This is a genomic window from Spirabiliibacterium falconis (assembly GCF_014885015.1).
In the GTDB taxonomy this organism is placed as follows: domain Bacteria; phylum Pseudomonadota; class Gammaproteobacteria; order Enterobacterales; family Pasteurellaceae; genus Spirabiliibacterium; species Spirabiliibacterium falconis.
Genome location: NZ_JABMIJ010000013.1, coordinates 57,164 through 70,230 on the forward strand (window position 1 = coordinate 57,164; position 13,067 = coordinate 70,230).

Genomic DNA, 13,067 nt, shown 5'->3' on the forward strand with positions numbered 1-13,067 from the left:
ATAAAACCGCACTTTCTAAAAGTGCGGTTTTACGTTATTGGCGTTCAGCATTTTTCATTTGTGCCTCTGCTCGTGCTTTTTTCTGTTGCTCTAGCAATGGCTCATAGCGTTTATCAGTTAATGTTTCCATAAATGCCACTAATGCATCGACTTTGCGATCAGTTAGTTTTTTGGCGAGTAATTTATCCACACTCAACGTACCCGCCACTTCTGGTTTGCCCCATGGCTTGCCTGTTTCAGGGTTAATTTTATTGTCTGGGTTGTTGTATTTATCATAGAACAAGACCACAGTACGCAAATCGTTAAATACACCATTGTGCATATACGGGCCTGTCACAGCCACATTACGCAAGGTTGGCACTTTAAATTTACCACGCTGTTTTGCTCTATCTGCTGGATCGGTAATCATTGGATTTTCCGCTAGCCCTTCATCTTTAAAGTCACTCGGTAGCGAATTCAAAGCCAGTAACTCAGGATTGGACGGCACACCAATATTATGATATTCGTAATTCGTAAACGTTTCATTTTTACGATCTTCACGTTTTTCTAGTGTATGACACTCAATACATTTCACGTTATTATTGGAGAAAAAGAGTGTTCGTCCCAAATCTTCTAACAACGTCAATTCATATTCACCACGCAAATAACGATCGTATTTCGAGTCAAAAGGGGCAAATTCAGGTGTCATTTCATACGCGGCTATCGCATCTGTCATGGCTGCATAAGCTGTTTTGGTGCTATCCCAGACCGTTTCGCCGTAGAGCTTAATAAAATTGTCATAATAAAATGGTTTTGCTTTAATACGTTTGACCACTTCATCTTCATTGCCCATTGCCATTTCAACAGGGTTGACTGGCGGTCCGCCTGCTTGAGCCGCAAGATCCAATGCTCGTCCATCTAAAAATTGCCCGCCGATGTACTCGCCTTTTTTCTCATTATAATGAAAGTGCGGTGAAAATTTAGCATAGGCTGCGGTTGGTGCATTGCGTATACCAAACGAATGCCCATCACTGCCCTCAGAGACAATACCCTTGGCTTTAGTGATACGCCCATCAGTATAGCCATGGTCTGGGCTGTGGCAACTTGAACAACTTTCATTTTGATAAAATGAAAGATCTGTATCAAAAAAGAGTGCTTCGCCAAGTGCAACTTTATCAACTTGTGCCACTTTCGCGAGGGCGAGATTTCCTGCGCAAACGGTGCTCGCTGCGCTGACGATTAAAGCAAGATAACGTTTTTTCATGATTTTTACTCCACAACATCCAGCAGTCAACAAACGGCTGCTTGAATAAATCCAATAACGTACGGTAATGCGTTGCCATTTTTTCTGGAAAACCAAAGGGTGGCGGGCTATCAATGTGTTCACTGGTTTGCAACGTACCAAAAGTGCGGTCAAACACACTTAAATATCCCCCGAAATTTCGCCCAGCATACGCATAAGTATGATGCAATTGATGCTGTGCCGGTGAAATAAACCAACGCTCTAGCCACTTAGGATAGCGTAGGTAAATATGTGAATGGCGCAAATTGCCGCCGAGCATTGCCATAAGCCAAATAAAAATGTTGGCACCACCAATCATATACATATCAATCCCTGCACCAAATGCCCAAAGAAATACACCTGTTACGCCACCTGCAACGAGTGCATAACGTAATCCAAATAACACATTCTCTAACGGATGCACGCGGTAAAATGTGATCGGATTTAACACAGGTGCACTATGGTGCACTTTATGAAATTGCCACAGCCACGGCACAGTGTGGAGCCAACGGTGCAACCAATAGCGAGAAAACTCACTCGCGACAAAAAGTGCGGTTGTATAGCATAATGTAACGAGCCAAGATGCCCACATCAAATGCAATGGCACGTGGATTTTTAACAGAATAAGATTAGTATAAAGCGCAACGGTTTTGGCGGATAAAATTAAAGGCAATAGAAGATAAACTTTTACCAACCACACCGCAATAAAATAGCGATAATCCAACAATGCACTAGGATGAAGCCAATACGCTTTTGCGTCACCTAAATGGGTGCGAATGGATGTGGCTTGCCGACGTGGCTGGCATAAGACATACAACAAGGCAATCGCAAACGCACTGGCAAGATACCCCCAATATAAACGTTGTTGTGGGTTGAATAAATAGTCATCGAGTAACGGCACTATGGCACCTTCTTAATCTCCATCAGCTTCAAGAATTTTTGCCATCACGGGCAAGGCTTGAATGAGATTATTATAGTAACTTATTTGCAATTTACCGACGATTTGATACAACAATTTGCTATGTTGCTGATCGAAATCAAATTCACTCTTATTTAATGCTGCCACTTCAGCTTGTGCTTGTGCTAATTCGGTTTGCGCCTGCTCAAGTTGTTTTTGTGCACCGTAAATATCCGCAATTTCAACAAAATTTGGGAATGTTTGAGGGCTAATCAATTCGCTCTGGGTTTGCAGAATTTGCTCAATCGCAGCCAAACTTAGATGGCTTAAAAAATACTCCGCACGACGAGGATCAGGCTGATTAAGGTATTTTTTCGTCAACCCTGCCACATCGCCAATCCGCCAATCTTTCAAACTTAACGTTTGGTTCGCCAGCACATTCGCCAGCATTGACAACGCATTATCTCGTGCACTTAAAAACGCCTCACGGTGTGTTTCATACACTGCGGCAATATCACGTAATCGTTCACAGATATTCTCACTAATGCCTTTGGCAATCGCCAATTCTCGTGCGTTCACTTCATCATCTGCATACAACACGGCCTCAAGCGCATTGACAGTTTTGTACGAATGTTTATAAAGTGCGGTCTTAGGCTCAGAGCTACTTTTTAGCACTTTACGCATCTGTTCTGTAATGCTTTCATTGCCCACGTGAAAAATGTCTAAATAGCGGGGATAATCAATGGCATCCTGATCAAGCTCACCCGCAATATACGTTGCCTCAACTGCTTTCCAGCGTAAAATTAAGGCTTTAAAGCCTTGGTCGAGTGCTGCACTGCGCACACCAACACTTGCATGGTCTAATGTTTGCTGCCACGCATGACATTGCTGTACCGCACTTTGCGCATTTTTGACAATCACATTATCATACATTGCCCCAAGCGCTTCGTCTTGCTGTGCATTGGGATCTTTCATCAACACTAATACACCCACCACGCTCACCAGCGCAATAACAATCGCAACTTTCTTTATCTTCATAACGACTCCACAAAATCCAACAACGCTTGTCTGTCGGCTGCATTTAATTGTTTAAACTTTTCCTTACTTGCTTGCCCTTGCCCACTATGCCACAAAATCGCTTCGCTGACATTGCGTGCACGGGCATCATGTAATAATGCAATACCTGCATTAATGCGCGCATTTAACCCCCAAAGTGCGGTGGTGCGCCATTCACTTGCACTGGCTTCAAACTCTGGACGGTTATCCGAAAGTGCTTCGCCCATATCATGTAGCAATAAATCGGTATAGGGCATAAAACGAATATGATCTGCCGTTTCTAACACGGGAGTGTGGCACTCATTACATCCAATTTGCTGAAAAAGCTGTTCACCCTTTTGATGTAAGCCTTCACTCACGTTAGCAGGTGATCGAAGTTTCGTAAGATAAAAAGCAATGGCATTTAAACGAGCAAGTGGCAAATCCAGCAAACCTTGTGGGGAATTTCTAGACGGTGTTGCATTTAAACATTCCGTTTGTGCAGCGGTACAATTTTCCATTGGGAAAAATGGATTTGTCAGCCCCATATCATTATGGGCTGCGTCCGCCGTTTGCATCCGCACACTGCTATGAGCCGCCTTATAACCAAACCGTCCCAGCTCTGTTTGTTGCGTGAATGGATTATACACCCACTGCACTTTGCCTTTGACCGCACTTTGCCCTGCAGCTTGTGTTTCTGCCATAGCAATAATCGTCTCGTCAGGTACTTTTTCCAGCAAGCCAAGTCCTGTCAATACAGGCGCAACTCGCAGGCTTATACGCGTATCTTTATCCAGTGCACCATAATTTAGCTCGCTTAAATGCCCGATGGGGCGACGTAACTCCACTTGGCTGCCGTCCGCCAATGTTTCCAAATGGGTTTCCCATGAAACATCGGTCTTGGCTTCAAATAGCACTGAACCTGTGGCATTTATGGCAATTTGACCACCATAGACTGGATCGACCATCGTAACACTCTGTGCTGGACGCAAATGATGGCGAGCAGGTTGCGACAATTTAAAAACCAAAGTGCGGTTCACACCACCTGGTTTATTGATCTGTGCTTTATGACGACTTTCACTATGGCACGCCACACACGCATTGGCATTAAATAATGGTCCAAGCCCATCACGTGCAGTTGTCGCACTTGGTGCAACAACCCAAGGAATAGTGAAAAAGGAACGCCCAAGCATAAATTCATCTAACTCAGCATCACTTAATCCTTTCACACTGCGATGGGTAGGCAACTGTGTACGTTGTTCAAATAACGCTTGGTTAGACGGCTCAGCGGTAAGCGAAAGAGAGAAAAAAAGGAACACTGCACCTAGAAAATAAGGTGCAGTGTGAGCATATTTGCGTAATAGCATCATCATTCAGTGTTACATATTGGCGACATTTACATTTGCCGCCAATGTTAGTAGATTATTTCTCGTAATCGTGATTTTCTTCACTGTCTGTTACATCATCAGTGGTTAAACTCACACCATAATTTTTCGCGACCACCACCATTTGATCACCAAGGCGACGCAATTCATTTTTCAGGCTAACGATATTTTGCGCCTCAGCTTTATTTTCTGGGTGAATTTGATAATCAAAGTGCATAGTTGTTTTCGCTAAATGATCAATTTTTGCGATACGACCATTGATGCTTTTTAACATTTTTTCAATCTCTGCTTTATCTTGAGCATTTAACGCATCAATTGGTGCTTGACCAATTTTTTTACCATTGTACTGCCCCAACAATACGTTTTCAAAGCCTAAGAAATTTTGTGCAATATCACGATGCGTATTATCAGAGAAGCAAGAATGCTCGTCTTCTTCACTTGGTGTTAACACTGCAACAGCGATACGCTCATTTGCTAATTCTGATTTAATAAACATCCCCATACCGATGAAGATATTTTTTAATGCTTCTGCTTCAGGAATGTTCTCTTTTGCTTTCTCGCCTGCAAGTTTACCGAGTAGTGCTTGACGATATTCACCATCTGGCGTCCACGCACTGTAAACAAGCTCTAAATCGCTGACCAATTTTTCAGCCGCCGCTTTTAAGTAATCCAAACGACGTTGTGCAAATTTATCCGTTGTAAAGTCGCTTAAAGGACGTTGACCTGCTGTCATCGCACCGTTGGTGATCTTATCTTCAATAAAATTGTTGTAGTCTTGATCTTGACCCCATAATAAAAACTCAATGGCATGATAACCCGATGCTACGTTAGCTTCACCACCATTTTCATTGAGATCGGTAATCACGTCTGGCGTGATTTTATCAACGTTCACATCACTTGGATTTTCGCCACCTGGATTAAATTTCCCCGTTGAATCAATGATATTACCACTGGTTTTTTTACCTTCAGCATCGATCGTGTAATCGATCATATTTTCATCAAGTGGCCAAGCATTAATTTGGCTTTCTTTATTGCCGTATTTCTCTTCAACCCATCCTTCTTCAGCATCAATTGGCCCCTGTGAAAGACGGAAAATTTCAGACTGACCATAAGATTCACGTGAATCAATCCACGCCTGCTTAGCATTTTTCAACGTTTCTTCCGTTGGATTTTTTGCAAATGCCTCAATGGCTTGCTGTAATTTTTTAGCATCTTTTACGCTGTCCGCATAAGATAAATCCGCAATCTGAGCATAGGTGGTTAAAAATGACTGCGCTTGTTGCACTTGTGCGCTGGTTAAATCAGCTGCATTCGCGCTTAGCACCACACTGCTTACAGCAAGACCAGTGCAAATAGCAACAGTTAAGGTTTTTAATTTCAACATAGAATTCTCCTTGGATGAAAAATAGAATAATTGTAAATACTAACTATTATCAGTCAATTTCATCCTAATATCAAATTTTATCCACCTAAAGAGGTAGATTTTTAACCGCACTTTTTGTTAGCATTTCTCATTCGGTAGTAAAAACACACCACGCATCGACAATTTGACATACGCCACTTGTTGATCTGCTTGGAAATCTTCAGGCCGTGTATTAATCAATAGCTCCTTGCCCTGCCATAATGCAATCACTTCCCAATGATTGCCCATATAAACCGCACTTTTAATTTCGCAACGCTCGCTCTCCGTGCCTTCTGATTTTAAAAATACCGTTTCAGGACGAATACCGACGAGGCACTCTCCATCTTTCACCGCAAAGCTCGCATAATCTGGAAAATCAAACTCATAATCATGAATGGCAACGCGTCCATCATGCAGTGTAGCAGGATAGATTGTGGATTCGCCCATAAAATTGGCTAAAAAGAGTGAGTTTGGACGCAAATAAAGCTCTTTTGCACTGGCTTTTTGCATAATGTGTCCTTTATGCATCACGATAACCTCATCAGATACAGCAAAGGCTTCTGTTTGATCGTGGGTCACATATAAAGAGGTGATATTAAGCTGTTGTTGCAACTCACGAATTTTTTCTCGCATTGAGCGACGCAAATTGGCATCTAGATTAGACAACGGCTCATCAAATAGTAATACTTTCGGTTTCAACACCAATGCACGCGCCAGTGCCACACGTTGTTGCTGCCCACCTGAAATTTGATCGACATAGCGATCTCCAAACCCTTCCAAATCAACAAGTGCAAGAGCTTCCTCAATGCGCTGTTTTCGTTCTTTGCTACCAATATTGAGCATTTTTAAGCCATAGCCTACATTATCAGCAATGGACATGTGTGGGAACAGTGCATAGGATTGAAACACAATGCAAATATCACGGTTTTGGATAGATGATTTCGTCACATCTTCGCCGTCAATAAAAATCTGCCCCGAAGTTGGGCTTTCAAGCCCCGCCACCAAGCGTAAAATTGTAGTTTTCCCACAACCTGACGGCCCTAATAAGGTGGTCATCGTGCCACGTTTAATGCGTAAAGTAAGGTTATCAATCACCACTGATTTGCCAAACGATTTTGTAACATTTTTTAATACTAAGAAATCTTCATTATGTGTTGTCATTACTCATTCCCATTAGTTTGTGATTTTGGCTTTTGAACGTGAAATGCGAGTATCTCCAATTGCCCAATCGAACAAGAGGATAATCGACATCATTACCACAATTAATACTGAACCGTAAGCAATCGCCGTACCGTATTCGCCATCTTCCACACGGTTTAAAATATAGGCGGTTGCGACCCTTGTATCCGCAGTTACCAAGAAAATAATCGCACTCACGGTGGTCATCGCCCGTACAAAACTCGTTACCAAGGCGGAAAGCAAAGCGGGTTTGAGCAACGGGAAGACAATGTAGATGATCGTTTTAAATGAACTCCCTTTTAGTGAAAGAGATGCCTCATCTAGCGATTTATCCAACTGCCCCAGCCCTGCAATGGCTGCACGCATTCCGATCGGTAAATCGCGCATCACCATTGAAATGATAATGATAATCCCCGTTCCAGTAATGTACATCGGTGCGTTGTTAAATGCCAAAATGTAAGACACCCCCGCAACAGTACCAGGTACTGCAAAACAGAGCATTGTTAAAAATTCGAGCGTTTTTTTGCCTTGAAAGTCTTTTCGCACCACAATATAGGCAATTAACAAACCAAAAAGTGCGGTCAGAGGGGCTGCAATCCCTGCGTAAATAATCGTATTAATCAACGATGGCCACGCCCCTTCGCTGAAACCTTGCGCAAACATATCAATATAATTGCGCATCGTCAGGGTGTAATCCACCCCCCAGTTGACCGTAAAGCTACCATAGAAAATGCTACCGTACAGTACCACATTAAATACCACCCAACAGGCGAGTAGAACCACGATGACATTTTTCAATCCAGCTGGTAAATCTTGCACATCACCACGATAGGATTTGCCCGACACTGTGACATAAGAGCGGTTGCCAATCCAGATGTATTGCACAATAAAAATACCGAGCGAGAAAAGTAATAACAATGTCCCAAGCGTACTTGCAGAAGCATAGTCAAGTTGTGAGCCTGCAATATAAAAATAAATTTGTGTTGCAATCACATCAAAACTGCCGCCAAGCACCAAAGGATTAGAAAAATCTGCCAGCGACTGGATAAATACCAACAAAAACGCATTTGCTAACGCAGGACGTAGCAGGGGGAAAATAATTTGGAAAAAGGTTTGATAACGATTGGCACGCAAGGTATATGACGCTTCTTCAATGGACGGATGAATCGATTTTAGCGCACCGTCTAAAATCATAAATGCCAGTGGCGTAAACGCTAAAATTTGTGCAATCGCAATGCCATTAAAGCCATATAACCAGTTAGTATTGGTAAAGCCAAAATAGGTATAGAGAAAATCTGTTACATAACCTGACCGCCCTAACATTAATGTGACCCCTAGCCCGACCACAAATGGGGGGGTTACAATCGGCAAAATAGAGAAAATTTTACCGATAAACGCCGTTCGTTTCGCAATCCGAGTGGTATAAAGCGCAAATGCCAAGCCAAAAAGCGTCGACAGCAGCCCCACAAATCCTGACAATAATAACGAATTGGTTATCACACGGATAATATAATTTTGGCTTAAAATGTGCAGCACTTGCGCTGGCACAAATTCATCACCATCGTAAAACATTGAGATGAAAATCGCCACAGTAGGATAGACAATGAAGAAAAAAATCAGCAAAATAATTGCCAATAAAGAGGCTATAATAAATTTATCCCCTTGCATCACCTTCAAGGTTGCCAATGACAGTGTCGCTATTGCCGTTAATGCGATAAACAAAATGATGACTGAATACCCCAAGCTAACTTTGTAGGCAATTGCGCTGACAAACACCCAAAGTGCGGTTGCACAGACCAATGCTAGCTCGAGTTTCGCCTGCGTCTGACGCGCCACACCTAACATCGGCAGCAGCAAAAAGATCAGCACGGGCGCAAACCACAACCAACTGAGGTTCACACTATGCCATCCCATTGCCTCCACAATTTCATCCAAAGTTGAATCCAGCAAGCCATAATCTAATGCCATTGATGGCAGACAAGCAAACCCCAACAGCGTCACGATGACCCAAAAGTGCGGTTTATTTGCCAACGTTGTGATAAATTTCATAGAACCTCAACTGTTTAAAATAAAAAGGGAATGGCGAACCTTTCACCATTCCCCTTATGGTCGTCTGTTATTTAGACAATTTTACTTCTTCAACCCATTTATTAATTAACGCTTTTCGTGTGTCGGTCGAGCCATATTTTTCAAAATCATAATTGATTAATTTCAATTTATTCGGATCAAGCGCACTTGGTGATTGTTCAGCTGTCGTATTCGTTAAAGTTTGATGAGATTGTCCGGATTTCCATGCAACTTCCTGCCCTTCTTTTGACAACGCCCAATCGACGAATAATTTCGCATTTTCAAGGTTGCGAGCTCCTTTCAAAATACTCACCCCACCCAACTCATAGCCTGTGCCTTCACATGGGGCGATCAATTCAAGTGGTGCTCCTTTTTCTTTTTCCAACGCATAATCATGCAAAAAGCCGATGCCAACCGCACTTTCGCCTCGAGCCGCATTCCGTGCAGGTGTAATACCTGACTTGGTATATTGGGAAATATTTTTGTCTAAATCTTTGAAATATTGAAAGGCTTTTCCTTCGTCCCACAGTTGCACGAACGTAGCAATGGCCGTGTATGCAGTACCAGAGCTTTGTGGATCCGCAATCTGAATTTCCCCTTTAAGGCGCGGATCCAATAAATCGTTCCAGCATTTCGGCACCTCATTAATGCCTAATTTTTTCAGCCGTTCCGTATTCACACCAAAGCCTAAAATGCCGATATAAATTGCCGATGAAAAATTCCCTTTCACTTTTCCTGGATCACGGAAATTTTCAGCAATCTCGGTTAAATTAGGCGATTTATACGCTTCTAATAACCCTAATTCACCCGCCTGTGATTGTGGATCAAATGTACCGCCATACCATACATCCGCTTGCGGATTATTTTTTTCAGCTTCAATTTTGGCAAATGTACTGCCTGAACCGTTACGAATAAACGACGTTTTCACATCGTATTTTTTAGAAAATGCTTGAATTTCACTTTCGCACATTGCATTCGTTGCACTACAATAAACGACCAAACGCCCTTTTGCGTTCGCAGTTGCGGTAAATAGACCTGCAAGCAATAGCGATGTTGCTACGAGAGATAATTTTGACATTTTCATATATGCTCCTTTATGTCGATATGCGAAAATTGTTTTTAGTATATCGAAAAAGCATGTGTGGTTCTGTGAGTTATTTCACAAGTTAGTAAATCCAGTATCTGCCACCGCACTAAAAATGCAAAGTGCGGTTAGTAAAACCAACCGCACTTTTATTATTTTCCTAACTTAATTTCATCCGTCCAACGCTTTATCAGATGCTTACTGACCGTTGGTTCACCGTACTGCTCAAAATCAAATTCAATTAATTTTAATTCATCTAACTTCAATGCGGTTGGCGCTTGCTGGGCGTTACGATTAGTAATAATTTGATTAAACTCGCCCTCTTTCCACATCAATTCTTGACTTTCTTTGGACAGTGCCCAGTCCACAAACAATTTGGCATTATCCAGATTGCGCGCCCCTTTCAAAATGCTCACAGCACCTAAAGTATAGCCTGTGCCTTCACATGGGATAATCAACTCAACTGGTGCACCTTTTTCTTTTTCTTGAGTATAACCATGCAAAAAGCCAACCCCTAATGCACTGTCGCCACGCCCAACATTACGCGAGGCAATTGTACCCGATTTATTGTATTGCCCAATATTGTTATTCAGCTCTTTCAAAAACGCAAAGGCATTATCTTCCCCCATAATTTGCACAAGCGTCGCTAACAAAGAATACGCAGTGCCTGAGCTCTGTGGATCTGGTAGTTGAATTTCGTGTTGATATTCACGCTTTGTTAGATCCGCCCAGCATTGCGGTGCTTTAGCTTGAAGTCGTGCTAAACGTTCTGTATTCACACCGAACCCCAAAACCAACATATAAATTGGCGACAGATAATGCTCTTTCATTTTTTGTGTATGAATAAAGCGCGGATCAATTTCCGCAAAGTTCGGGGATTTATATGGCTGTGTTAGCCCCATATTGGCGGCTAATAAGTGCGGTTCAAGTGTACCGCCATACCACACATCCGCTTGCGGATTGTTTTTTTCTGCTTCAATTTTTGCCAGCGCACTACCTGTGCTATAACGCGCAATGGAAATTTTCACGTCATACTTGGCACCAAATGCTTTTGCTTCACTGTCACACATCGCATTCGTTGCACTGCAATACACCACTAAACGCCCTGCTGCGCTAGCAGTATTCGTATAAGCCAACAGCCCGAACAAGAGCCCACTTAATACTAAAATAACTTTTTTCATAATTGAACCTGATGTTGTGTTTATGCTAATAATTTCGCTGAAAAATTATACCGTTATAAAAAGATTACTCAAGCCGAAAACCACATAGCATACGCAAAAAAAAGTGCGGTTTGTCAAGCTCACCGCACTTTATGCAAGTTAAATTCAATGTATTTTTAGTTCTTTGCTTTGGCCGCTGCTTTTACAATCACAGCAAAGGCTGGGGCTTTTAATGACGCACCGCCAACTAACGCACCATCAATATCAGGTTGTTTGAAAAGCTCTGCTGCATTGCTGTCGTTCACAGAACCGCCATATTGCAAAATGACTTGCTCTGCCACTGCTTTATCTTGTTTCGCGATATGTCCACGAATGAATGCATGTACTGCCTGTGCTTGCTCTGGAGTTGCTGATTTACCCGTACCAATTGCCCAAATCGGTTCATAGGCAATCACTGCACCATTAAATGCCTGAGCACCCAAGGTGTTAAGCACTGCATCAATTTGACGTGCGCATACGGCTTCCGTTTCGCCAGCCTCGTTTTGCGCTTCACTTTCACCAATGCACAACACTGGCACCAGACCTGCTGCTTTCAATGCTGCAAATTTTTTAGCGATAAATTCATCACTTTCTTGATGATAAGTGCGACGTTCAGAATGCCCAATAATGATATATTTTGCCCCGAAATCTTTCAGCATATCTGTTGAAATATCGCCCGTGTATGCTCCTGAGACATTAACATCCACATTTTGCGCACCAAGCGCAATCTGACTGCCTCTTAATGCTACTTCTGCCTCTGCTAAATACATCACTGGCGGTGCAATTGCCACATCACAACCGTCAACGCCTGCAAGCTCTGCTTTTAAGCCCTCAACAAGCTCGCGAGTCATCGCTTTGCTACCATTTAATTTCCAATTTCCCATGACTAATGGACGACGTGCCATAGTTAAACTCCTTAGTTTATGTTTGAAATTTTACGCAAAATACTATAGCAAACTTCACTGAAAAAAGCTGTGTTCCCACAACATTTTTTTGATCTTAATAAGGTTTTTATCGCTTTTTCAGCGGTAAATGGATGATTATTCACACCAAAAAGGCTACAATTCATACATCACTTGCAACGCGAGAGTTCATTATGCGCATTTTTAAAGCTGAAGTTTGGAATTTAGATCTCCTTTTGCCGCTATTTGAGCATTATCGAAGCCAACTTGGTAGCCCCGCTAACCCTGAGCGTGCACGTCTTTTTTTGAGCAATCGTATCCGTTTTAGTGAAAGTATTATTTTTCTCGCCGTTGATGAACAAGAACGTGCTATTGGATTTGCGCAGCTCTATCCCCACTGGTCATCATCGCAGTTAAGCCGTTATTGGCAGCTAAGCGACCTTTTTGTCTATTCCGCTGCCAATCAAACCGATGCACAAAAACAGCTCTTACACAAATGTCGTGAATTTGTGAAATTTACCCAAAGCCAGCGTTTAGTGCTAGATGCCATGGGCACTCAACAGACATTTTGGGAATCACTCGGTTTTAAATTAGACAGCAACAAACAACGCTTTGAGCTACGCGTTTAAATATCGCACTTTGCATTGTAAAAGTG

Annotated in this window: 11 protein-coding genes; 1 reads left to right on the forward strand and 10 read right to left on the reverse strand. The window is 42.4% G+C overall.

Annotated features, from left to right (window positions below; genetic code table 11):
* Positions 1-34 precede the first annotated feature (34 nt).
* The 10 genes from HPC40_RS07910 to tpiA all read right to left on the reverse strand — a co-directional run bounded on the left by HPC40_RS07910 (position 35) and on the right by tpiA (position 12,415).
* Positions 35-1,243: a cytochrome-c peroxidase gene (locus HPC40_RS07910; protein ID WP_208118952.1), complete on the reverse strand. Its 1,209-nt coding sequence runs from the start codon at positions 1,241-1,243 to the stop codon at positions 35-37.
* Positions 1,155-2,162, reverse strand: coding sequence for a sterol desaturase family protein (locus HPC40_RS07915; RefSeq protein WP_208118953.1), 1,008 nt, complete (start codon positions 2,160-2,162; stop codon positions 1,155-1,157). Before HPC40_RS07915 ends, HPC40_RS07910 begins: the two co-directional genes overlap by 89 nt.
* A gap of 12 nt (positions 2,163-2,174) precedes the next feature.
* Positions 2,175-3,197: an imelysin family protein gene (locus HPC40_RS07920; protein WP_208118954.1), complete on the reverse strand. Its 1,023-nt coding sequence runs from the start codon at positions 3,195-3,197 to the stop codon at positions 2,175-2,177.
* Positions 3,194-4,567, reverse strand: coding sequence for a di-heme oxidoredictase family protein (locus tag HPC40_RS07925; RefSeq protein ID WP_208118955.1), 1,374 nt, complete (start codon positions 4,565-4,567; stop codon positions 3,194-3,196). Before HPC40_RS07925 ends, HPC40_RS07920 begins: the two co-directional genes overlap by 4 nt.
* A 49-nt stretch (positions 4,568-4,616) precedes the next feature.
* Positions 4,617-5,963, reverse strand: a complete 1,347-nt coding sequence (locus HPC40_RS07930; RefSeq protein WP_208118956.1) for an imelysin family protein — start codon at positions 5,961-5,963, stop codon at positions 4,617-4,619.
* 117 nt (positions 5,964-6,080) lie between these two features.
* Positions 6,081-7,142 carry a ferric ABC transporter ATP-binding protein gene (fbpC, locus tag HPC40_RS07935; RefSeq protein ID WP_208118957.1) on the reverse strand — a complete coding sequence of 354 codons (1,062 nt, stop codon included), beginning with the start codon at positions 7,140-7,142 and terminating at the stop codon, positions 6,081-6,083.
* A 12-nt stretch (positions 7,143-7,154) separates the two neighbouring features.
* Positions 7,155-9,209, reverse strand: a complete 2,055-nt coding sequence (locus HPC40_RS07940; RefSeq protein ID WP_208118958.1) for an ABC transporter permease — start codon at positions 9,207-9,209, stop codon at positions 7,155-7,157.
* A gap of 67 nt (positions 9,210-9,276) precedes the next feature.
* Complete coding sequence (locus tag HPC40_RS07945; protein ID WP_208118959.1) at positions 9,277-10,311, reverse strand: ABC transporter substrate-binding protein; 1,035 nt, start codon at positions 10,309-10,311, stop codon at positions 9,277-9,279.
* A gap of 152 nt (positions 10,312-10,463) precedes the next feature.
* The gene (locus tag HPC40_RS07950) at positions 10,464-11,492 is read right to left on the reverse strand and encodes an ABC transporter substrate-binding protein (RefSeq protein WP_208118960.1); all 1,029 of its coding nucleotides are present in this window, start codon (positions 11,490-11,492) and stop codon (positions 10,464-10,466) included.
* A 155-nt stretch (positions 11,493-11,647) separates the two neighbouring features.
* Complete coding sequence (tpiA, locus tag HPC40_RS07955) at positions 11,648-12,415, reverse strand: triose-phosphate isomerase (RefSeq protein ID WP_208118961.1); 768 nt, start codon at positions 12,413-12,415, stop codon at positions 11,648-11,650.
* Between the two features lie 191 nt (positions 12,416-12,606).
* On the opposite strand from tpiA, the gene HPC40_RS07960 reads away from it, so the two are divergent.
* The gene (locus HPC40_RS07960) at positions 12,607-13,041 is read left to right on the forward strand and encodes a GNAT family N-acetyltransferase (protein WP_208118962.1); all 435 of its coding nucleotides are present in this window, start codon (positions 12,607-12,609) and stop codon (positions 13,039-13,041) included.
* Positions 13,042-13,067: the final 26 nt, after the last annotated feature.